This window comes from Neisseria sp. P0007.S010 (assembly GCF_051962875.1).
In the GTDB taxonomy this organism is placed as follows: domain Bacteria; phylum Pseudomonadota; class Gammaproteobacteria; order Burkholderiales; family Neisseriaceae; genus Neisseria; species Neisseria subflava_A.
Genome location: NZ_JBQCUX010000001.1, coordinates 13655 through 35852, shown reverse-complemented (window position 1 = coordinate 35852; position 22198 = coordinate 13655). Strand labels below are relative to the sequence as shown.

The window sequence follows — 22198 nt, the reverse complement described above, 5'->3', positions numbered from 1 at the left end:
ACATCTAAAAAAACGTTTCAGGTTTTCAGACGGCCTATTATTGATTTATAAGGATTCGATTTTTCTTAATAGTTCACGCAATGCTTGGGCGCGGTGGCTTTCGGCATTTTTGATTTCAGGGTCAAGCTCGGCAGCGGTGCAACCATGTTTGGCCAGATAGAAATGTGGATCGTAGCCGAAGCCGTTTGTACCGGCTGCTTCTGCCTGCCATTGTCCACGCCAGATGCCTTCTGCAATGATGGGTTGTGGGTCATTTTCGTGGCGGACGAGGACAAGGACGCAGACGTAGTAGCAGCTTTTATCGTCCTTATCGGCAAGATCGGCAGACAGTTTGGCGTTGTTTGCAGCATCGGATTTAGGGTTTTCGCCTGCATAACGTGCGGAGAAAATGCCGGGTGCGCCGTTTAAGGCGTTGGTGCAGATGCCGGAGTCGTCGGCAAGTGCCGGTAAGCCGCTGTATTTGGCGGCATGACGTGCTTTAGCCAGGGCATTTTCAACGAAGGTATGGTACGGCTCGGGACATTCGGGCGTATTGAACTGCGATTGCGGCAGGATTTCGATGTTTAAGTCGGCGAAGAGGCGGGAAAATTCTTTGAGTTTGCCTGCGTTGCCACTGGCAAGGACGATTTTTTCAAACATGGTTTTTCCTTAATGGTTTTCGGTTTGCTGCATACGAGCCATTTGTGCGCGTGCTTTGTGGCGGATGTAAAGGGCAAGGCTGCCGATTTGGGCAAAAACGGCGGCAAAGGCAAACAGAAAGGCGGCAACGGCAAATTGTTTGCTGTGAATGCTCAGAAGATAAGCGCCCAACAGAATCAGTACGATAAACATCAGGGTAAACAGGGCGGTCAGGAGCAGATAGGCTTTTTGTCGGGTCATGGCAGCTTGGGGGAGGGGGGAAATGTTCTGATTATAACGTCAGATTGGGAATTTGAAACCATGCTGGATTCGTTAAAAAGGCCGTCTGAATATTTCAGACGGCCTTAAGTCGAATAACGGATTAACGCAATTCTGTGTGCAGGCGGCTCAGCAATGTGGAGGCATCGCTGCCTTTGTATGGGCTGCCGTCTTTGTTCAACAGATGGAGGCGTGCGCCATTGTTGATAGGCTCAACATAAACAATGATTTCAGGATAAGTCTTTGGCGCTTCTGCTTTGCCTTTGCCAAATACGCGTTTGAACAGGCCCGGTTTTTTATTGGCAACTGCTTCGCCTTCGGTTGGTGCTTGTTGAACCAAGAAAGCACGGCGTTCGGCATTTTGACCGATAACAGTCAGGCCGATGCGGTCAAGCGCAAGGGCGGTACGGCGCCAGTTGCGGCCGTAATCACCTGCCAGCAACAAAGTGCCGTTGTCCACACGCGCCAATTCAGAAGCATTGCTGCGGGCGGCAACGCTTTGGGTCAGAGCCTGTTCGGCTTGCTGACCGTCAACGCCCAAATATTGCATAAAGCGGGCGAGGAATGCGGCTTCGAGGTTAGGGTCGTTTTCACCCGGTTGCCACATCGTAGTGTCTTTTTTACGGTCGGCATAAACTTCTTTCATGCCTTTGTGGGCGAAGAAGATGTCGGTCGAACCGTTTTTACCTTGTTCGATGCGGATGATGAACTTGTCACGTTCGCTGGTAGAGTAGATGCCGCCCAAGCCGACTTTGTCCAACAGACGGCGCAGGCTGTCTTGAGGGATTTTGGCTCGGTTTTCAGCCCACTCGGTTTCCATTTGGCCGATGGCTGGTTCTTCAGATTTGATGTCGAAACCGTTTTCTTGCCAGAACACTTTCAGCAACGGCCAAATTTCGCGAGGCGATTTGCCATCGACAACCAACCAGCGTTGGTTGCCGTCGCGCTCAAGGCGTACACCTTTAACGGATTTCAAAACTTCTGCATTGGCAGGTTGTTGTACGGCCTGAGTGCGGCGCTTGTTGAGGTCGCTGGCGCGGACGGCGCCGCTGCCTGCCGGTAATTGATAGAGGTTGCCTTGGTCTGGGTTGTTCAAATCAGGTGGTACTTCCAGTTTGACCAAGCGGTGCGATTGACTTTGATAGTCGAGTTCGGGTTGTTCTTTTTTGCTGCCGGAACAGGCAGTCATGCTAATCAGGGCGAGGGCTACTACGATGGGTTTGATATAGGTCATCTTGTTTTCCTGTGGATGAAGTTCTTGACAGGGAGGCCGTCTGAAAAGGGTGTTTAGATTCAGACGGCCTTATTTCCGGATCAGATTTGTCCTGATTTTTCCAGAGCGGCTCGGACTTTGGCTTGACCGGCTTCGGTCAGTGCTACCAAAGGCAGACGAACATGGGGTTCGCATTTGCCCAATAAGCTCAGGCCCCATTTGGGCGCGGCCGGGCTGGGCTCGCAGAACATGGTGTTATAAATTGGGATAAGTTGCTCGTTTAGACGACGGGCGGTCGCAATATCGCCCTCAAGGGCGGCTCGGCACATATCGGCAAAGAGTTTCGGTGCAACGTTGGCTGCGACGGTTACCACGCCATGACCGCCACACAGCATGAAAGGCAGGCCGGTAGGATCATCGCCGGAGAACACGGCAAAACCTTCAGGAACGCTGTTGATCAATTCGATGTTGTTGCCGATATTGCCGCTGGCTTCTTTCACGCCGATGATATTCGGAATCTCGGCTAAACGCAAAATAGTGTCGTTGCTCATGCTCACGACGGTACGGCCGGGAACATTATAGATAATCATCGGAATCGAAGTGGCTTCGGCGATGGCTTTAAAATGTTGGTAAATGCCTTCTTGCGAAGGTTTGTTGTAGTAGGGAACAACAGATAAGGTGTAGTCCGCACCGGCTTGCTCGGCTGCTTTGGAAAGGGCGATGGCTTCGACAGTATTGTTGGCGCCTGTACCGGCGATAACGGGAATGCGCTTGCTGACGTGTTTGACAGTGGCTTCAATAACGGCCAAATGTTCTTCGACAGGCAGGGTGGCTGACTCGCCGGTGGTGCCGACTGCGACGATGCCGTCGGTGCCGTTTTCAATGTGCCAGTCAATTAAGTCATGAAGTTGTTCGTAGTTGATGCTGCCGTCTTGATTCATCGGAGTAATCAGGGCAACCAGACTGCCTTTTAACATACGGAAACCTTTAATTTTATGGTGTGGGTGAATTATTCATCGGATTGTAGCTTACTTTGTTGTTTGTGTGAAACATATCCGCTATGAGGCTTTGCCGTGTAATGGTAACTTGTCATTATCTTAATGAATAATACATTTTTAAATCATTGATTTGTTTGTTTTGAGATGGAAAAATGATGTCAAGAATTAAAATGTGTTAAGGCGGTTTGAGGCCATCTGAAAACGATTGGGCGGAACTTTCAGACGGCCTGATGGTTTTGAATTTGCTGATACATTTCAAATTGGTTAAAATATGCATCTTAATATTTTTTAACGATTCTTGAGAGAAGGTTCAACATGGCCGGAATGACTGAAAAACAGGCGGAATCGCTTGATTTGGTTTATGGTTTGGAAGACAAGCCGCCGTTTGGGAATGCGTTGTTGAGTGCGGTTACGCACCTTCTGGCGATTTTTGTCCCGATGATTACTCCGGCATTGATTGTCGGCGGGGCGTTGGAGCTGCCGGTTGAAATGACGGCTTATTTGGTGTCGATGGCGATGGTGGCTTCAGGTGTCGGCACTTATTTGCAGGTTAACCGTTTCGGGCCGGTCGGTTCGGGTATGTTGTCGATTCAGTCGGTCAACTTCTCTTTTGTTACCGTGATGATTGCGCTCGGTACCGGTATGAAAGAGGGCGGCTTGACTAAAGATGTGATGATTTCAACGCTCTTGGGCGTGTCCTTTGTCGGCGCGTTTTTGGTGTGCTTCTCCGCTTGGCTTTTGCCTTATTTGAAAAAAGTGATTACGCCGACTGTAAGCGGCGTGGTCGTCATGCTGATTGGCCTGAGCTTGGTGCATGTCGGCATTACCGATTTCGGCGGCGGCTTCGGTGCGAAAGCAGACGGTACGTTCGGTTCGATGGAAAACTTAGGTCTGGCATCGCTGGTGTTGCTGATTGTATTGGTTTTCAACTGCTTGAAAAACCCATTGCTGCGTATGAGCGGCATCGCGGTGGGTTTGATTGTCGGTTATATTGTTGCGCTGTTTTTGGGCAAAGTAGATTTTTCCGCCCTGCAAAACCTGCCGCTGATTACCCTGCCTGTTCCGTTTAAATATGGTTTCGCATTTGATTGGCACGCGTTTATCGTTGCCGGTGCGATTTTCCTGTTGAGCGTATTTGAAGCAGTTGGCGATTTGACGGCGACTGCGATGGTCTCCGAGCAGCCGATTGAGGGTGAGGAATACACCAAACGTCTGCGCGGTGGCGTATTGGCAGATGGTTTGGTTTCTGTAATTGCGACTGCGTTGGGCTCTTTGCCTTTAACCACGTTTGCGCAAAATAACGGCGTGATTCAAATGACCGGCGTGGCTTCGCGTCATGTGGGCAAATATATTGCGGCGATTTTGGTATTGTTGGGCTTGTTCCCTGTCATCGGCCGCGCGTTTACTACGATTCCGAGTCCGGTTTTGGGTGGCGCAATGGTGTTGATGTTCGGCCTGATTGCGATTGCCGGTGTGCGGATTTTGGTCAGCCACGGTATTCGCCGCCGTGAAGCGGTTATCGCGGCAACTTCTGTAGGTTTGGGTTTGGGTGTGGCATTTGAGCCGGAAGTGTTCAAAAACCTGCCGGTATTGTTCCAAAACTCAATCTCTGCCGGCGGTATTATGGCGGTATTGTTGAACTTGGTTTTGCCGGAAGATAAAACCGATAAAGCGGTTAAGGTTGAAACCGACAGTTTGGATCACTAAGCAAACTTTGTTCAAAGGCCGTCTGAAGTTTCAGACGGCCTTTGGTTTTTCGGCTATAATATTGTTTTTATTTATTATCCGAGTGGTTCGGATAGCTCTACCCGGAAAGGTTTTATATGACGGTTTATTCACTTTTTATCACTTGTCCCCGCGGTTTGGAAGCGCCTTTGACGCAGGAACTCGAACGCATGGCATGTCAGGATATCCGCGCTGTTGACGGCGGCGTGGCATGTAAAGGCACAATGGAGCAGGTGTATCGCATCAACCTGCATTCGCGCGTTGCCAGCCGCGTTTTGCTGCGTTTGACCAAAGGCGGTTATCGCAACGAACACGATATCTACAAACTGGCACGAAATCTGCATTGGACAGGTTGGTTTAAGCTGGAGCAGACCTTCAAAGTCAAAGTTGAAGGCAAGCGCGCCAATGTGAAAAGCTTGGATTTTGTCGGTTTGAAAATCAAAGATGCCGTCTGTGATGCCTTCCGCGATATTTATGATGCGCGTCCGAGCGTGGGCAAAATCAACCCTGATATCCGCATTCATGCCTTTATCGATGAGCGCAATGTGGAAATCTTTATCGATACTTCCGGCGAAGCGCTCTTCAAACGCGGATATCGTCAGGATACCGGTGAAGCGCCATTAAGGGAAAACTTGGCGGCAGGTTTGCTGCTTTTGGCAGGCTATGACGGTACGCAACCTTTCCAAGACCCGTTTTGCGGCAGCGGCACGATTGCCATTGAGGCTGCATGGATTGCGACACACCGTGCGCCGGGCTTGATGCGCCGTTTCGGTTTTGAAAAACTGCAAAACTTCGACAAAGAAAAATGGCAAGCCCTGCGCCGTGAAGCTGAAAAACAAATCAAACCGGCCACCGCGCCAATTTCCGGCAGCGATAATGACCGCTATATGATTCGTGCTGCATTGGCCAATGCCCAAGCCGCCGAAGTGGATAATTTCATCCGCTTTGACGTGCAAGATGCGCAAGCCGCGCGGCCGAACGGCGAACACGGCATTATGATTTCCAATCCGCCTTATGGCGTGCGCCTTGCCGAAATTCAGGCTTTACAGGCGCTTTATCCGCAACTGGGCACATGGTTGAAACAGCATTACGCAGGTTGGCTGGTTGGGATGTTTACCGGCGATCGCGATATGCCGAAATTTATGCGCCTTTCTCCGAAGCGTAAGATTCCGCTGTTCAATGGCAACTTGGATTGCCGATTGTTTTTGATGGATATGGTTAAAGGCTCGAATCGGGGTTAAAACCTGAAATCGAGGCCGTCTGAAAGATGATTTCAGACGGCCTTTTTTTATTTTTTTGGATAGACTTTGCTATAACGGATTTTGCTTCTCTTTTTTTAATTTCAGGCCGTCTGAATCGTGTTCAGACGGCCTTTTTATTGGTTTAAAACTGCTATTTTATAGTAATAGACAATCATATAAATAATAAAAATCTATTACATGAGTAAAATGCATTGTTAAATATAAATACCATATCTAGTAGTCTTGTGTTTTAATTTGCACCATATCTTGTGTTTTATGGTATTGCAATGAGCAGCTTGAAATTTACAGTTGAGCAAATTGTATGGCAGGAAGTGCCGGGCGAAGTGTCGCTGGCATTTCTGTTTTCAGGATGTCCGTTGCGTTGCAAAGGTTGCCACAGTGCCGATACATGGAAAGAGGGTATCGGCACGGAATTGACCGAGGATTATTTAAAAGGCCGTCTGAAACGCTATCGCGGATTAATCAGCTGTGTGTTGTTTATGGGAGGAGAATGGCAACCGAAATCCTTGCAGAAAATGCTGGCCATTGTTACTCAGGAAGGTCTAAAAGCCTGCTTGTACACCGGCTTGGATCGCGAGGAGTTAGAGGCGGTTTCAGACGGCATTCTGCCTTATCTGACGTATCTGAAAACCGGCCGCTGGCAGATGGAGCTGGGCGGCTTGGACAGCCCGACCACCAATCAGAAGTTTGTCGATTTGCGCACGGGTGAAGTGTTGAACCGACTGTTTATCAAAGACAAACCCGCGCCTAAAGTGTTTCCAGTGGCTTCAATTTAGCCTCGTGCTGTATTGCACTGATTTAAATTGAATTTATTGTATTCGCTGACAGCGATGTTTCAGACGGCCTGACCGTCATTGCTTGATAAATCATCCAAACCCATACAGGAGAATTAACATGATTCGGCTGCATCCCGAACAGTTAAACGGAAAACTACAATTTATGCGCGACTACATCAGCGCGCAAAACGCGGCGGACGGCTCGAAAATGGATGCCAACGCCAACGTTACCCAGAAAAACATCGCCACGATGGAAGCGGAAATTATGAAAGACTTTTTCGTGCAGATTAACCGCGCCCAAGTATCGCGCAAAATCGCCGAAATTTTCGACCAATCCGTGGCTGACGAATACATCCGCCAGATTGAGGCGCATGAGATTTATGTGCACGACGAAACCAGCCTCAAGCCTTATTGTGTGTCGGTTACGCTGTATCCTTTCCTGCTCGACGGCTTAAGCAAACTCGGCGGCGAATCTAAGGCGCCGCAGCATCTGGCATCGTTTTGCGGCTCGTTTATCAATCTTGTGTTTGCCATCAGCGCGCAGTTTGCCGGCGCGGTGGCGACGGTGGAATTTCTGACTTATTTCGACTACTTCGCCCGCAAAGACTACGGCGACGATTATTTGGAAACCCACGCCAAAGAAATCGCCAACCACATGCAGCAGGTGGTGTACAGCATCAACCAGCCCGCCGCCGCACGCGGTTATCAGAGCGTGTTTTGGAATATTTCCGTTTACGATCAATACTATTTCGACGCGATGTTTGGCGATTTCGTCTTTCCCGATTTCAGCAAACCAGTGTGGGCGAGCGTGGCGAAGCTGCAAAACTTCTTCCTTAAATGGTTCAATCAGGAACGCACCAAAGCCGTTTTGACCTTCCCTGTCGTGACCGCCGCAATGCTGACCGACGGCGGCAAATGCAAAGACACCGTTTTTGCCGATGAAATGGCGAAAGAGTTGGCGGAAGGTAATTCCTTCTTCGTCTATCTTTCCGACAACCCCGACTCGTTGGCTTCCTGCTGTCGCCTGCGTAACGCCATTGAAGACCGCACCTTCAGCTACACCCTCGGCGCGGGCGGCGTGGCGACCGGTTCCATCAACGTCATCACCATCAACATGAACCGACTGGAGCAAGACGGGCGCGACCTTGCCGCCGAAGTCGCCAAAATCCACAAATACCAATACGCCTACCGCAAACTGATGGAAGAATATCAAGCCGCAGGAATGCTGCCCGTTTACGATGCAGGCTTCATCACGCTAGACAAACAATTCCTCACCATCGGCATCAACGGCATGGCGGAAGCCGCCGAATCGCAAGGCATTAAAGTCGGCTACAACGACGACTACATCAACTTTGTCCAAGGCCGTCTGAAAACCATATTCGAAGCCAACCAAGCCGCCAGCAAACACTATGGCGTGAAGTTCAACACCGAGTTTGTTCCCGCCGAGAATCTCGGCGTGAAAAACGCCAAATGGGACAAAGCCGACGGCTACAAAGTCAGCCGCGAATGCTACAACTCCTATTTCTACGTCGTCGAAGACGAAGAAATCAACGCGCTTGACAAATTCCTGCTGCACGGCAAAGAACTGGTGGACTGGCTCGACGGCGGCTCCGCGCTGCACCTGAACCTCGACGAAGCCCTGCCCGAATCCGGCTACCGCTCGCTCTTGGACATCGCCGCACAAACCGGCTGCAACTACTTCTGCGTGAACGTACGCATTACCATTTGCAACGAATGCGGCCATATCGACAAACGCACCCTGCACGCCTGTTCCGCCTGCGGCAGCCACGACATCGACTACGGCACCCGAGTGATCGGCTACCTGAAACGCGTATCCGCCTTCTCAAGCGGAAGACGTAAAGAACACGCGCTCAGACATTATCACCGTAAAGCGGCGTAATCGTTGGAAAAAGATTGCTTGCAAACCTAAGGCCGTCTGAAATTTCAGACGGCCTTGATCATATTGAGATAGGCAGGCTCTTTCAATGATATAGTTTTGATTAAATTAAACAAAAATTCTTGACACCTTCATATAATGAATTAACATATAACATCCTTTAACCTAAATTTAAAAAAGTGAGAGACACATGAAAACATCAGCTTTATTGGCGGCTTTGTTGGCAGCCCTGTCCCTGTCAGCATGCGGCGGCGGTTCAGGCTCATCTTCTTCTGCCGTTTGTGACGAATACGAAAAAGCATTTGCCGAAGCAACTAAAGACGTAGATGCCGCAACCAAAGACATGATGCAAAAATCTTTCGAACAAACCAAAGAAGCATTGAAAAACCTGCCTGCAGACCAACGCGATGCAACTTGTAAAACTTCTTTGGACGCTTTGAAAGGCGTTCCTGCTGCCGAAACTCCTGAAGAAAAAGCCGAAGAAGCCAAAGATGCTGCTGAAGAGGCTAAAGAAGACGCAAAAGACGCAGCGGAAGATGCAAAAGAAGCTGCTGAAGATGCTAAAGAAGAAGCTAAATAATTCGGATAGCTTTACAGAAAAACGGATTCCAATAATTTGGAATCCGTTTTTTGTTTTGTGAGTTAGGGTGGTTGTTTTAGATAAAGCTTTTTCAGTTTTCAGACGGCCATTTCTCATGCCGTCTGAAAGCGCTAGCTTCAACAAAGTTAAAAGTTGAAACGTAACGGTCAATCAAACAACTTCAACGAAGTTAAAAATTAAAACGGCAAGCCGTCAATCAAACAACCGCGTGCGTGCGTACCGCACACACCCTACGCGTTGGTTTTGAAGTTCCGCGTAATTCACAGGTAGGGTGTATGGTGCAGCGACGCACGCAGTCGGTTGGATATGCAGGCTACGGCTTGCAGATTATTCAGTATGTAAGGTATCAATTATTATTCAAATAATCGATTAGTTTCTTTAAATCAGTTACTAGGCCATTTTTCATATCTTGATTGGATATTTGTTCAAGTAATAACGGAAGTGTCTGTACTAAAACTTCAGTGGGAATAACTAATCTTGTCGTTATTTCTAAAGATGAATTTTCATTCTCGTTGGTAAAACTACCGAAATCTAACTTAGACACGGAGGCACTGACTGACATTCTCATAATTCTATCGCAGAAAATAGTCTGATAGCCATTGGAATTAAAACTATTATTTGACATAATTGCAATCCTATTAATTAAATGAGTTATTAGTTGTTAATTGTAATGAGATCTTTTTTAAATAAATAAGGAGACCCATCATTCGAATTTTCTAGACTATTAATGACATTAAAATTAGAATTCGAATTTTCTAGACTATTAATAACATTAAAATTAGAATTCAAATTTTCTAGACCATTAATAACATTAAAATTAGAACTTATTGTATTCTTATCAAGAAAATTAATATTTAAATTAATAAAGGTAATGGTATTGGGAATCTTAGATGAAATACCATGGCTATTATGTTGATTGATTTCCCATGGTTGAATATAAGGCTTTATGCCATAGTTTTTATGGAAAATAATATCAAAATCATATCCAAGGGCTACTGTTATTTCTGTAATGGATTTTAACGTAAGGTTTTGCCTACCAGACAAAGCTTTACTTAGTCTGCTTTCTTTCCATTTTAGCTTTTTGGCTAGGTCTTTTCTCTTAATTCCAGAATAAGAAATTAATGCTGCTAAACTAGAAGCTATTTTTTCTTTAGATAAATCTACAGTATCAAAATCAGAAAAATCGAATAAATAAGAAAAATCGTCTTTATTCAATACATTATGGCTAGGTAAGTTGTTCTTCATAATTTTCATCATCATTTAGTTCTTTTTTAATGTCATCATCTGTAAAAATAGAGCAGGCAATACGACGTATCTTATCTAATTCTCCATTACTATATTTATCTTTTTTCTTGATAAGTAAATCTAATAAAATAATTTCCTTATTGGGTGGATAGTATATAAAAATTAATCTCAAATCATTTTTTCTAATCCTAAAAATTTTTAACTCACTTTTCAAATTACTACATTTTGCCTTACAAATCTCATGCAATTCTTTTTCATCATACATAGTAGTTAGTGGTAGCCCTGATTCGCATCGATTTCCAAGGTTTGTAAGTAAGTTTCTATGATCATTTATATATTTTTTATCCTTACGAATAACTTCTGCTGCAATTTTATAATAATCATGGTCCTTACTATGATAAGTAAAAATGCGCCAAGAATTTCGATAAACTCGAAAGAGTATTTTCGGATCTGGATGTCCTATTGTGGTTAATGAATTTAATGTGATAGTCATTTGCAACTTAACCTATAAGTTATTTTATCAAAAAATAGCACACAATGGGAGCTATTTAAGAATAGCTTATTTATAATATTCCTCCCAAATACTTCCCAGTATAACTCCCCTTAATCTTCGCCACCTGCTCGGGGCTACCTTTAGCAATAATCCTCCCCCCGCCATCTCCGCCTTCCGGCCCCAAATCCACAATCCAATCCGCAGTTTTAATCACATCCAGATTATGCTCGATAATCACAATCGAGTTGCCTTTACCTTTCAGACGGCCTATGACTTCGAGCAGCAGGGCGATGTCGGCGAAGTGCAGGCCGGTGGTGGGTTCGTCGAGGATGTAGAGCGTTCTGCCGGTGTCGCGTTTGGAGAGTTCCAAGGCGAGTTTGACGCGCTGGGCTTCGCCGCCGGAGAGGGTGGTGGCGGACTGGCCGAGGCGGATGTAGCCCAGGCCTACGTCCATGAGGGTTTGCAGTTTGCGCGATACGGTGGGGACGGCGTCGAAAAATTCGCGGGCTTCTTCAACGGTCATGTCGAGGACTTGGCTGATGTTTTTGCCTTTGTATTGGATTTCGAGGGTTTCGCGGTTGTAGCGTTTGCCGTGGCAGACTTCGCAGGGGACGTACACGTCGGGCAGGAAGTGCATTTCGACTTTAATCACGCCGTCGCCTTGGCAGGCTTCGCAGCGGCCGCCTTTGACGTTGAAGGAGAATCTGCCGACGTTGTAGCCGCGTTCGCGCGAGAGGGGGACGCCGGCGAAGAGTTCGCGGATGGGGGTGAACAGGCCGGTGTAGGTGGCGGGGTTGGAGCGCGGGGTGCGGCCAATGGGGGATTGGTCGACATTGATGACTTTGTCGAGGTGTTCAAGGCCGCGGATGTCGTCGTATGGGGCGGGTTCTTCTTGGGCGCGATTGAGTTCTCGGGCGGTGATTTTGGCGAGGGTGTCGTTAATCAGGGTGGACTTGCCGCTGCCGGATACGCCGGTGATGCAGGTAATCAAACCGAGCGGCAGTTCGAGGGTAACGTTTTTGAGGTTGTTGCCGCGCGCACCTTTAAGGACGAGCATTCGGTCGGGATTGACGGGCGTGCGTTCAGACGGCACGGCAATGGATTTTTTGCCGCTGAGGTATTGTCCGGTAACGGAGTTTTCACATTTGGCGACGTTTTCGGGGGTGTCGGCAATCAATACGTTGCCGCCGTGTTCGCCCGCGCCGGGGCCCATATCGACGACGAAATCGGCTTCACGGATGGCGTCTTCGTCGTGTTCGACCACAATCACGCTGTTGCCCAAGTCGCGCAGGCGTTTGAGGGTGGCGAGCAGGCGGTCGTTGTCGCGCTGGTGCAGGCCGATGGAGGGTTCGTCCAAAACGTACATCACGCCGGTCAGGCCGCTGCCGATTTGGCTGGCGAGGCGGATGCGCTGGGCTTCGCCGCCGGAGAGGGTTTCGGCGGAGCGGGAGAGATTCAGGTAATCCAGCCCGACGTTAATCAGGAAGCCGAGTCGCTCAATGATTTCTTTGAGGATTTTTTCGGCGATTTGTTTTTTGTTGCCGTCCAAATCCAGCGTTTCAAAGAATTGGTGGGTTTTGGTCAGCGGCCAAGCGGAGATTTCGTGCAAGGGTTCGCCGCTGACGTAAACGTAGCGTGCTTCTTTGCGCAAACGTGCGCCGCCGCAGCTCGGGCAGGCGCGGTGGTTTTGGTATTCGCGCAGTTTTTCGCGCACGGTTTCACTGTCGGTTTCGCGGTAGCGGCGTTCGAGATTGGGAATGATGCCCTCGAAGGCATGGCTGCGGTTAAAGGTGGTGCCGCGTTCGGACAGGTAAGTGAAGTCGATAACTTCTTTGCCCGAGCCGTGCAACACGACTTTTTTCACTTTTTCAGGTAGCGTTTCCCAAGCAGCCTGCACGTCGAAACCGTAATGCCGCGCCAGCGACTGAATCATTTGGAAATAGAATTGGTTACGCTTGTCCCAGCCGTCAATCGCGCCTGCGGCTAAGGATAATTCGGGATGCGCGACCACTTTTTCGGGATCGAAGAAGTTGGTATTGCCCAAACCGTCGCAAGTCGGACAGGAGCCCATCGGGTTGTTGAACGAAAACAGACGCGGCTCTAATTCGGGCAGGCTGTATGAACATACAGGACAGGCGAAACGCGCGGAGAACCAATGTTCTTCGCCGCTGTCCATTTCCATCGCCAGTGCGCGTTCGTTGCCGTGGCGAAGCGCGGTTTCAAAACTTTCCGCCAGTCGTTGTTTAATGTCGGCTTTTACTTTAATACGGTCGATGACGACGTCGATGTTGTGTTTGATGTTTTTTTCCAGCTTCGGTACTTCGTCAAGCTGATAGACTTCGCCGTCCACGCGTACACGCGCAAAACCCTGAGCCTGCAAGTCGGCAAAGAAATCGACAAACTCGCCCTTACGCTCGCGCACTGCCGGCGCCAAAATCATCACGCGCGTGTCTTCCGGCAGTTTCAATACGGCATCGACCATCTGTGATACGGTTTGACTGGATAGCGGCAGATTGTGTTCGGGGCAATACGGCGTGCCGACGCGTGCGTACAAAAGGCGCAGGTAATCGTGGATTTCCGTAACCGTGCCGACGGTTGAGCGCGGATTGTGACTGGTGGATTTTTGCTCGATGGAAATTGCGGGCGACAGGCCTTCAATCAAATCGACATCGGGTTTGTCCATCATCTGCAAAAATTGACGGGCATAGGCAGAAAGGCTTTCAACATAACGGCGTTGGCCTTCGGCATATAAAGTATCAAACGCCAGCGACGATTTGCCACTGCCTGACAATCCTGTTACCACCACGAGTTTGTGGCGCGGAATGTCCAAATCGACATTTTTTAAATTATGTGTACGCGCGCCGCGGATGCGGATGGTGTCATTATCGTGTGAATGTTTGGGATGATGGTTGCACATATTGTCAGGCCGTCTGAAAAATAAAATAAACGGCTATTGTAGCACTTTTCAAATGACAGACTGGATAGATAAAGCATTTGATATAAAAGAAACAAAGAGGCCGTCTGAAAATATGTTTTCAGACGGCCTTGATATAGATGAATCAGCTTATCAGTCGATTTTGCGGAGAATTTCGCGCAGGGCTTTTTGCCAGTCGGACGGTTTGATACCGAACTCGGTCTCTAAGCGTGAGCAATCCATAATGCTGTATGCCGGACGCGGAGCGGGCAGGGGGTATTGTTCGGTGGTGATTGCGTTCAGTTCTGGAATGCGGAAGCTGTCGTCTAATTGGTGGGCCGTCTGAAAGATGGCTTTGGTAAATTCGTACCATGTTGCCGATTTATTGCCACAGTAATGGAAGATGCCGCGTGGGGAAGTAGGCTGTTGCAATAAACTGATGATGGCGTGAGCCAAGTCGCCTGCATAAGTCGGGCAGCCGGTTTGGTCGTGGACAATGGAGAGGGAGTCGCGTTCTTTGGCAAGGCGAAGCATGGTTTTGACGAAATTGCTGCCGTATTCGCTAAACAGCCATGAAGTACGGACAATAGTGCTTTCAGGATGCGCGGCTAAAGCCAAAAGTTCGCCTGCTACTTTAGATTGACCGTAAGTGCTGCGCGGATTGGTGTAGTCGGTTTCACGGTAAGGGCGTTTGCCTTCGCCGTCGAATACATAATCAGTGGAAATATGGATAAAGCGAGCGTGTGCGGCGCGGGCGGCTGCGGCCAGGTTGTGAACAGCGGTTGCGTTGACGGCAAAAGCGGCTTCAGCGTTTTCTTCCGCTTTATCGACGGCAGTGTAAGCTGCGGCATTAACGATGGCATCTGGTTGGAAGTTTTTGATCATGTGATGCACGGCTTCGGTATCGGTAATGTCCAGCGAAGTAGAGTCAGTAGCAATCAGTTCCCAATCTTCGGGCAGGCGGTCGCGCAGACAACGGGCAAGCTGACCTTTGGCTCCGGTCAATAAAGTACGCATGGTTGAGTATCTCCTCTGATAGCTGTTAAATAGGTATTCGTGTCATTATAGTGTAAATACGACAAATTCACATTATTAGCGTAGAACAAAATCCGGATGCGGCTGTATTTGGGTAAATTGTCGATATTATCTATTCATAATAATAACTTCTTATTGGTATTATGTTTGTTTACTATAACTATAGTTAAAATTTAGCTTTTAACAAGATAGATAAAGAATCTATGTCGTTTGAGAGATTGTGAATCAATGTTAATGTTTTTATTGTTTCTAGGATAATGGAATTTAAAAAAAGGCGAAACTCCATCCTTTTATCGGCAAATTCTACCGTTTGATATTTTTGAGTAAATATTTTGAAAAATATTACTAAAATAATAATTGAGCAAGGGCGGAATTTGCTCGTTCCGTCAGCTCAATATCTTTATTAACTATTTTGGGAGTAATTATTATGGCATACTGTTACGGGGGGTATTATGCTAGACCCCTGGTTAGTTCTTACTGCGCTCCTGCGCCTAAGGCTTCCTTCTCATCTTACTACTGCGCTCCTGCAGCAAAATCTTCTGTTTCTATCGGCAGCATCGCTAGCATTGCCAGCGTCGGCGTGTCAGTAGTTAATGCGGTAACTGGTTTGGTTTCTGCTATTGCGGCTTTCTGCCCACCAGCAAAAACCACCGTTTACAAATGTGTTCCGGTTTGCCCACCTTACAACTGTGATCCAATCAAACCGACACCACCAAAACCACAACCAAAACCACGACCTCAGCCTAAACCTCAACCAAAACCTGAGCCTAAACCTGAGCCACAACCAGAACCGCAACCAGAACCAAAACCTCAACCAAAACCTGAGCCTAAGCCAGAACCAAAACCTGAGCCTAAGCCAGAGCCAAAACCTGAGCCTAAACCAGAACCGAAACCTGAGCCAGACTGCAAAGACTGTGTTGACGACCATAACCAAAACAACTCATACGGTCAGGAAGACAAAAACCCAGGTAATGTCATTCGAGCTGAAGACTGCAAAGACGGCAACGTTATCCGCGGTACTGATGCTAAAGATACCATTTATGGTACTGCTTGCGAAGACATCATCTACGGTGGCAACGGCACAGACGTAATCTACGCCGGTGCTGGTAACGACACCATTTACGGTGATGCCGACGGTGACTCTCTATACGGTGAAGAAGGTAAAGACTACCTGCAAGGTGGTGCTGGTAACGACTACCTGAACGGTGGCTCTGGTGCTGACATCATGCGCGGTGGCGACGGTAACGATGTTTATTTCGTTGACAATGCCAACGACCAAGTTATCGAGTACGGCAATGCACAAGCCGGTATCGATACTGTTCGTACCGTTATTGACTACACCTTGACCGATCACGTTGAAAACCTGTTTTTGCAAGGTATGCAAAACCTGAACGGTACCGGTAACTCTTTGAACAACAACATCGAAGGTAACGGCGGCAACAACCATCTGTACGGTTTGGCCGGCGACGACTGCCTGGTTGGTAAAGACGGTAACGACTACCTCGACGGTGGTGTCGGCAACGACATCCTGATCGGCGGTACCGGTAACGATACTTACTTCTTCGACAAAGGTTACGGTCACGACACTATCCGTGAGGAAAGCGGTAATGACACCCTGTTGTTCGGTAAAGGTGTTACAGCTTCTGACGTATTGCTGAGCAAATCAGGTGCTAACCTGACTGTTTCTGTCGGTACTAACGACAGCATCACCATTGACGACTGGTTCACCGGTAACAATCACAAAGTTGAGAACTTCAAGTTTGCTGACGGTAGCACTTACCAAGTAACCGGCCACGGCGACTACTACTCTCTGTCTGCTGTAAACCAAATCCAAGATCAGACTCAAGCTTCTGTAATCTGATAGGATGGTGATTTTCAGGGTTTTTCTCTGAAATCAACGGATAAGGCCGTCTGAAACCAAAATATAAGGTTTCAGACGGCCTTTATTTTGTAAACAATCTGACGAAAAATTCCAAATTGGGCTAAAATACCGCATTCTTCTGTCTACCAAAGAGATACCCAAAATGTCTGAAATCAGCTTAAAAAAAATCTACTCCGGCAAAGTACGCGATTTATACGAAATTGACGATAAGCGAATGTTGATGGTTGCTTCCGACCGCCTGTCTGCATTCGATGTGATTTTGGATGACCCGATTCCGGGTAAAGGGGAGATTCTGACGCAGATTTCTAATTTTTGGTTTAAAAAACTGGCTCATATCATGCCTAACCATTTTACCGGCCAAACGGTTTACGATGTTTTGCCAGAAAACGAAGCCAAAGTTTTAGAAAAACGCGCTGTTGTAGCTAAAAAACTCACTCCGGTGAAAGTGGAGGCTATTGTGCGCGGTTATCTGGCAGGCAGCGGTTGGAAAGATTATCAAAAGACAGGCTCTGTCTGCGGTATTCAACTGCCTGAAGGTATGCAGGAAGCGCAGCAGTTGCCCGAAGTAATTTTTACGCCGTCGACCAAAGCCGCAGTTGGCGATCATGATGAAAACATCAGCTTTGAAGAATGCGAACGCATTATCGGCAAAGAGCTGGCGGCGGAAGTACGCGCCAAGGCGATTCAGCTTTATAAGGAAGCGGCCGAATATGCCAAATCCCGCGGTATCATTATTTGCGACACTAAATTTGAATTTGGTTTAGATGAAGAAGGCACGCTGACTTTGATGGACGAAGTGTTGACGCCTGACTCCAGCCGTTTTTGGCCTGCCGATCAATACAAAGTCGGCATCAATCCGCCGTCTTTTGACAAACAGTTTGTCCGCGACTGGCTGGAGCAAAGCGGTTGGAACAAAAAAGCGCCTGCGCCTAAAGTGCCTGCCGATGTAATTCAGAAAACAGTCGAAAAATATCAGGAAGCATTGACTTTGCTGACTCAGGGTTGATTTTTAAGGTTGAAGGCCGTCTGAAAGAGATATGTTTCAGACGGCCTTTTTATTGTATCAATACTGGATTTTAAGGATAGTTGCCTTTATAATCGAGAGTTGTTTTCAGCGCCTTAAAGGTTGTCTGAAAGCTTGTTTATAACCTGCCGCACGGTCTGAAACCCTAACTATGCACATTCGGATTTTAGTGTGCATTATTAGTGTTTTAGCAGTGCGGTATTTTGAAAGGAACAATGATGTTCAATAAACACGTTAAGACCTTCCAATACGGTAATCAAACCGTTACTTTGGAAACCGGCGAAATCGCTCGCCAAGCCGCTGCTGCCGTTAAAGTATCTATGGGCGACACCGTTGTTTTGGTTGCCGTTACCACTAACAAAGAAGTGAAAGAAGGCCAAGACTTCTTCCCTCTGACTGTCGATTACCTCGAGCGTACTTACGCAGCAGGTAAAATCCCCGGCGGTTTCTTCAAACGCGAAGGCAAACAAAGCGAAAAAGAAATCCTGACCAGCCGTCTGATCGACCGTCCGATCCGTCCTTTGTTCCCTGAAGGTTTCTACCACGACATCCAAATCGTAGCGATGGTGGTGTCTGTTGACCCTGAAATCGATTCTGACATTCCTGCCATGCTCGGCGCATCTGCTGCGCTGGTGTTGAGCGGCGTACCATTTGCCGGTCCGATTGGCGCGGCACGCGTAGGTTATGTAAACGGCGTGTACGTTCTGAACCCGACTAAAGCCGAGTTGGCCAAATCACAATTGGACTTGGTTGTTGCCGGTACTTCTAAAGCCGTGTTGATGGTGGAATCCGAAGCCGACATCTTGTCTGAAGAAGTGATGCTGGGTGCGGTTGTTTACGGTCACGATCAAATGCAAGTGGCCATTAATGCTATCAATGAGTTTGCCGACGAAGTCAACCCGGAAGTTTGGGATTGGAAAGCTCCTGAAACCAATGAAGAATTGGTTGCAAAAGTACGCGAAATTGCCGGCGAAACCATTAAAGAAGCGTTCAAAATCCGTCAAAAACAAGCGCGTTCTGCTAAATTGGACGAAGCTTGGAATGCTGTAAAAGAAGCGTTGATTACCGAAGAAACCGACACTTTGGCAGCCAACGAAATCAAAGGCATTTTCAAACATTTGGAAGCCGATGTCGTCCGCAGCCAAATTTTGGACGGCCAACCGCGTATAGACGGTCGCGATACCCGCACTGTTCGTCCGCTGAACATTCAAACCGGCGTATTGCCGCGTACGCACGGTTCTGCATTGTTTACCCGTGGCGAAACCCAAGCTTTGGCCGTTGCAACTTTGGGTACTTCACGCGACGAGCAAATCATTGATGCGCTGTCCGGCGAATACACCGACCGCTTCATGTTGCACTACAACTTCCCTCCATACTCTACCGGCGAAGTGGGTCGCGTAGGCGCGCCAAAGCGTCGTGAAATCGGTCACGGCCGCTTGGCTAAACGTGCGTTGTTGGCCGTATTGCCAGAACCTGAAGATTTCAGCTACACCATGCGCGTGGTTTCTGAAATTACCGAATCCAACGGCTCTTCCTCTATGGCTTCCGTCTGCGGCGGCTGCTTGAGCCTGTTGTCTGCCGGTGTGCCTTTGAAAGCACACGTTGCCGGTATCGCCATGGGCCTGATTTTGGACAACAACAAATTTGCCGTCCTGACCGACATCTTGGGCGACGAAGACCACTTGGGCGATATGGACTTTAAAGTAGCCGGTACAACCGAAGGTGTGACCGCACTGCAAATGGACATCAAAATCCAAGGTATTACCAAAGAAATCATGCAAATCGCTTTGGCTCAAGCCAAAGAAGCACGTTTGCACATCTTGGATCAGATGAAAGCCGCTGTTGCAGGCCCGCAAGAACTGTCTGCACACGCGCCACGCTTGTTCACCATGAAAATCAACCAAGACAAAATCCGTGATGTGATTGGTAAAGGCGGTGAAACTATTCGTTCGATTACTGCTGAAACCGGTACTGAAATCAACATCGCTGAAGACGGTACCATCACTATCGCTGCGACTACTCAAGAAGCAGGCGATGCAGCGAAAAAACGTATCGAAGAAATCACTGCCGAAGTGGAAGTGGGCAAAGTGTACGAAGGTACTGTGGTTAAAATCCTCGACAACAACGTTGGTGCGATTGTCAGCGTGATGCCGGGCAAAGACGGTTTGGTACACATCAGCCAAATCGCCCACGAGCGCGTACGCAATGTCAGCGACTACCTGCAAGTAGGTCAGGTTGTGAACGTGAAAGCATTGGAAGTAGACGATCGCGGCCGAGTACGCCTGTCTATCAAAGCTTTGCTAGAAGCTCCTGCTCGCGAAGAGAAAGCAGCTGAATAATTTGATTGTGCAAGCTTGAAACAAAAGGCCGTCTGAAAATTTCAGACGGCCTTTTGTTTATTTGAATGATGAATTTAAAAATGAGTTTGCCTTTACTTTGATAAAAGGGATTACTACAATATTTGTAATTTAATAAATATATTCATTTCTCAAGGAGTATGCAATGAATGCTACACAATTAATCAGTCGGCTGACGCAAACCGTCGGCGAAAAATATATCATCACAGACCCGGCAAAAACTGAACAATACCGTCAAGGCTACCGTTTTGGCGAGGGCAAGGCGCTAGCTGTTGTCCGTCCGGGTACGGTTTTGGAAATGTGGCAAATCTTGCAGGCGTGTGTTGAGGCTGATGTTATCGTGATTACGCAGGCCGCCAATACCGGTTTGACTGGCGGCTCGACTCCTGACGGCAATGATTACGACCGCGATATCGTGATTGTGAATACCATGCGTCTGAACATCATTCAGCCGATCAACAATAACGAACAGGTTGTCTGCCTGCCCGGTTCTACCTTGAATCAATTGGAGCTGCTGCTGAAACCTTTAGGCCGTGAGCCGCACTCAGTGATCGGTTCGTCCTGTATCGGCGCATCTGTATTGGGTGGCGTATGTAATAACTCGGGTGGCGCACTGGTACAGCGTGGCCCGGCTTATACGGAAATGGCCCTGTTTGCGCAAATCAACGAAGAGGGCAAACTGGAGCTGGTCAACCATTTGGGCATTGATTTGGGCGAAACCCCTGAAGAAATTTTGACCAACTTGCAAGGTTTCCATTATCAGCGAAAAGACATTGCGCAAGATGCCGGCAAAGGGCATGACCATGCGTACTGCGATCATGTCCGCCAAGTGAATGAACCGACTGCCGCCCGTTTTAATGCCGACCCTGCGCGTCACTACGAAGCATCAGGTTGCGCGGGCAAGCTGATGGTGTTTGCCGTACGCTTGGATACGTTCCCGCAAGAAAAACAGACTGCCGTCTTCTATATCGGCACCAATGATATTAATGAGCTGACCGATATTCGTCGTGCCGCTTTGAGCGAGTTTAAAAACCTGCCTATTTCCGGTGAGTATATCCATCGTCATGCTTTTGATATTGCTGCCGTTTATGGTAAAGATACTTTTTATATCATCAAGACGTTCGGTACCCACCAACTTCCGAAACTGTTTGATCTGAAAGCCCGTGTGGATAGATTCAGTAAAAAGATAAGTTTCTTACCAAAACACTTCTCTGATAAATTCATGCAACTGATCAGTAAAATTTTGCCTGATCACTTGCCGAAATCTATGCGCAACTATCGGGATAAATATGAACATCACCTGATTTTAAAAATGGGCGGGGAGGGCGTAGAAGAAGCGCGTGCTTTCTTGAAAGAATATTTTGCAACCCATGGCGGCGCATTCTTCGAATGTAATGCCGAAGAAACGCAGGCGGCCATGCTGCATCGCTTTGCTGTGGCTTCTGCCGCGATCCGTTACCGTTCTGTACATGATGATGAAGTAGAGGATTTGGTCGCACTCGATATCGCCTTGCGTCGTGATGATCGTGATTGGTTTGAAACCCTGCCGCCCGAAATCGACAATAAAATTATCCATAAATTGTATTACGGACATTTTATGTGTCATGTGTTCCATCAGGACTACATCATTAAAAAAGGCAACGACTGTATGGCTTTGGAACATGAAATGCTCCATCTGCTTGACCAACGCGGTGCGCAATATCCTGCCGAGCATAATGTCGGTCATCTGTATGAAGCGAAGCCAGAGTTGAAACAGTTCTATAAAAAACTCGACCCGACCAACAGCTTCAACCCCGGTATCGGTAAAACCAGTAAGAAGAAAAACTGGGCTGAATAAAGCATAGTCAAAACAAAGGCCGTCTGAATATTTCAGACGGCC

17 protein-coding genes are annotated in these 22198 nt (G+C 47.9%); 9 read left to right on the top strand and 8 right to left on the bottom strand.

Annotated features, from left to right (window positions below; translation table 11 throughout):
- Positions 1-45: 45 nt before the first annotated feature.
- The 4 genes from rdgB to dapA form a co-directional block, all read right to left on the bottom strand.
- Entirely contained in the window at positions 46-639 is a 594-nt protein-coding gene (gene rdgB, locus ACTHR7_RS00160; protein WP_293206498.1) for an RdgB/HAM1 family non-canonical purine NTP pyrophosphatase, read from the bottom strand.
- Between the two features lie 9 nt (positions 640-648).
- The gene (locus tag ACTHR7_RS00155) at positions 649-879 is read right to left on the bottom strand and encodes an NGO_0222 family membrane protein (RefSeq protein ID WP_003679018.1); all 231 of its coding nucleotides are present in this window, start codon (positions 877-879) and stop codon (positions 649-651) included.
- A 121-nt stretch (positions 880-1000) separates the two neighbouring features.
- Complete coding sequence (gene bamC, locus ACTHR7_RS00150; RefSeq protein ID WP_432760666.1) at positions 1001-2086, bottom strand: outer membrane protein assembly factor BamC; 1086 nt, start codon at positions 2084-2086, stop codon at positions 1001-1003.
- 125 nt (positions 2087-2211) lie between these two features.
- Positions 2212-3087, bottom strand: coding sequence for a 4-hydroxy-tetrahydrodipicolinate synthase (gene dapA, locus ACTHR7_RS00145; RefSeq protein ID WP_107867610.1), 876 nt, complete (start codon positions 3085-3087; stop codon positions 2212-2214).
- Positions 3088-3423: 336 nt separating this feature from the next.
- Here dapA and ACTHR7_RS00140 point away from each other — a divergent pair, with 336 nt between their 5' ends.
- The 5 genes from ACTHR7_RS00140 (at position 3424) to ACTHR7_RS00120 (ending at position 9348) form a co-directional block, all read left to right on the top strand.
- The gene (locus ACTHR7_RS00140) at positions 3424-4815 is read left to right on the top strand and encodes a nucleobase:cation symporter-2 family protein (protein WP_063075522.1); all 1392 of its coding nucleotides are present in this window, start codon (positions 3424-3426) and stop codon (positions 4813-4815) included.
- Between the two features lie 116 nt (positions 4816-4931).
- On the top strand, positions 4932-6074 hold the full coding sequence (locus ACTHR7_RS00135; RefSeq protein WP_440370114.1) for a THUMP domain-containing class I SAM-dependent RNA methyltransferase: 1143 nt from the start codon (positions 4932-4934) through the stop codon (positions 6072-6074).
- Between the two features lie 287 nt (positions 6075-6361).
- The gene (gene nrdG / locus ACTHR7_RS00130) at positions 6362-6871 is read left to right on the top strand and encodes an anaerobic ribonucleoside-triphosphate reductase activating protein (protein WP_440370113.1); all 510 of its coding nucleotides are present in this window, start codon (positions 6362-6364) and stop codon (positions 6869-6871) included.
- Between the two features lie 118 nt (positions 6872-6989).
- Entirely contained in the window at positions 6990-8771 is a 1782-nt protein-coding gene (gene nrdD / locus ACTHR7_RS00125) for an anaerobic ribonucleoside-triphosphate reductase (RefSeq protein WP_070695565.1), read from the top strand.
- A 187-nt stretch (positions 8772-8958) separates the two neighbouring features.
- A complete protein-coding gene (locus tag ACTHR7_RS00120) occupies positions 8959-9348 on the top strand; it encodes a DUF5339 family protein (protein ID WP_049344783.1) in 390 nt (129 codons plus the stop codon).
- A gap of 675 nt (positions 9349-10023) precedes the next feature.
- Here the strand turns inward: ACTHR7_RS00120 and ACTHR7_RS00115 are convergent.
- From ACTHR7_RS00115 to rfbD, 4 genes are all read right to left on the bottom strand, one after another.
- Positions 10024-10629: a helix-turn-helix domain-containing protein gene (locus tag ACTHR7_RS00115; protein ID WP_107792055.1), complete on the bottom strand. Its 606-nt coding sequence runs from the start codon at positions 10627-10629 to the stop codon at positions 10024-10026.
- Complete coding sequence (locus ACTHR7_RS00110; RefSeq protein ID WP_107792054.1) at positions 10595-11107, bottom strand: hypothetical protein; 513 nt, start codon at positions 11105-11107, stop codon at positions 10595-10597. Before ACTHR7_RS00110 ends, ACTHR7_RS00115 begins: the two co-directional genes overlap by 35 nt.
- A gap of 70 nt (positions 11108-11177) precedes the next feature.
- Positions 11178-14024, bottom strand: coding sequence for an excinuclease ABC subunit UvrA (gene uvrA / locus ACTHR7_RS00105; RefSeq protein WP_440370112.1), 2847 nt, complete (start codon positions 14022-14024; stop codon positions 11178-11180).
- A 150-nt stretch (positions 14025-14174) separates the two neighbouring features.
- The gene (gene rfbD, locus ACTHR7_RS00100; protein WP_285069944.1) at positions 14175-15038 is read right to left on the bottom strand and encodes a dTDP-4-dehydrorhamnose reductase; all 864 of its coding nucleotides are present in this window, start codon (positions 15036-15038) and stop codon (positions 14175-14177) included.
- A 445-nt stretch (positions 15039-15483) separates the two neighbouring features.
- Between rfbD and ACTHR7_RS00095 the strand changes: the two genes are divergently transcribed.
- The 4 genes from ACTHR7_RS00095 (at position 15484) to dld (ending at position 22156) form a co-directional block, all read left to right on the top strand.
- Positions 15484-16917, top strand: coding sequence for a calcium-binding protein (locus ACTHR7_RS00095; protein ID WP_440370111.1), 1434 nt, complete (start codon positions 15484-15486; stop codon positions 16915-16917).
- 163 nt (positions 16918-17080) lie between these two features.
- Positions 17081-17944 (top strand): phosphoribosylaminoimidazolesuccinocarboxamide synthase, encoded by an 864-nt coding sequence (locus ACTHR7_RS00090; RefSeq protein ID WP_440370110.1) that lies wholly within the window; start codon positions 17081-17083, stop codon positions 17942-17944.
- Positions 17945-18177: 233 nt separating this feature from the next.
- A complete protein-coding gene (pnp, locus tag ACTHR7_RS00085) occupies positions 18178-20301 on the top strand; it encodes a polyribonucleotide nucleotidyltransferase (RefSeq protein WP_107697060.1) in 2124 nt (707 codons plus the stop codon).
- A gap of 163 nt (positions 20302-20464) precedes the next feature.
- Positions 20465-22156: a D-lactate dehydrogenase gene (gene dld, locus ACTHR7_RS00080; RefSeq protein WP_107810485.1), complete on the top strand. Its 1692-nt coding sequence runs from the start codon at positions 20465-20467 to the stop codon at positions 22154-22156.
- The last annotated feature ends 42 nt before the right edge of the window (positions 22157-22198 follow it).

Coding starts and splice junctions, on each gene's coding strand:
- ACTHR7_RS00090 (WP_440370110.1), top strand. CDS start 17,081: ATGTCTGAAATCAGCTTAAAAAAAATCTACTCCGGCAAAGTACGCGAT.
- dapA (WP_107867610.1), bottom strand. CDS start 3,087: ATGTTAAAAGGCAGTCTGGTTGCCCTGATTACTCCGATGAATCAAGAC.
- uvrA (WP_440370112.1), bottom strand. CDS start 14,024: ATGTGCAACCATCATCCCAAACATTCACACGATAATGACACCATCCGC.
- ACTHR7_RS00120 (WP_049344783.1), top strand. CDS start 8,959: ATGAAAACATCAGCTTTATTGGCGGCTTTGTTGGCAGCCCTGTCCCTG.
- ACTHR7_RS00140 (WP_063075522.1), top strand. CDS start 3,424: ATGGCCGGAATGACTGAAAAACAGGCGGAATCGCTTGATTTGGTTTAT.
- rfbD (WP_285069944.1), bottom strand. CDS start 15,038: ATGCGTACTTTATTGACCGGAGCCAAAGGTCAGCTTGCCCGTTGTCTG.
- bamC (WP_432760666.1), bottom strand. CDS start 2,086: ATGACTGCCTGTTCCGGCAGCAAAAAAGAACAACCCGAACTCGACTAT.
- ACTHR7_RS00110 (WP_107792054.1), bottom strand. CDS start 11,107: ATGACTATCACATTAAATTCATTAACCACAATAGGACATCCAGATCCG.
- ACTHR7_RS00115 (WP_107792055.1), bottom strand. CDS start 10,629: ATGATGATGAAAATTATGAAGAACAACTTACCTAGCCATAATGTATTG.
- nrdG (WP_440370113.1), top strand. CDS start 6,362: ATGAGCAGCTTGAAATTTACAGTTGAGCAAATTGTATGGCAGGAAGTG.
- ACTHR7_RS00135 (WP_440370114.1), top strand. CDS start 4,932: ATGACGGTTTATTCACTTTTTATCACTTGTCCCCGCGGTTTGGAAGCG.
- rdgB (WP_293206498.1), bottom strand. CDS start 639: ATGTTTGAAAAAATCGTCCTTGCCAGTGGCAACGCAGGCAAACTCAAA.
- ACTHR7_RS00095 (WP_440370111.1), top strand. CDS start 15,484: ATGGCATACTGTTACGGGGGGTATTATGCTAGACCCCTGGTTAGTTCT.
- nrdD (WP_070695565.1), top strand. CDS start 6,990: ATGATTCGGCTGCATCCCGAACAGTTAAACGGAAAACTACAATTTATG.
- ACTHR7_RS00155 (WP_003679018.1), bottom strand. CDS start 879: ATGACCCGACAAAAAGCCTATCTGCTCCTGACCGCCCTGTTTACCCTG.
- dld (WP_107810485.1), top strand. CDS start 20,465: ATGAATGCTACACAATTAATCAGTCGGCTGACGCAAACCGTCGGCGAA.
- pnp (WP_107697060.1), top strand. CDS start 18,178: ATGATGTTCAATAAACACGTTAAGACCTTCCAATACGGTAATCAAACC.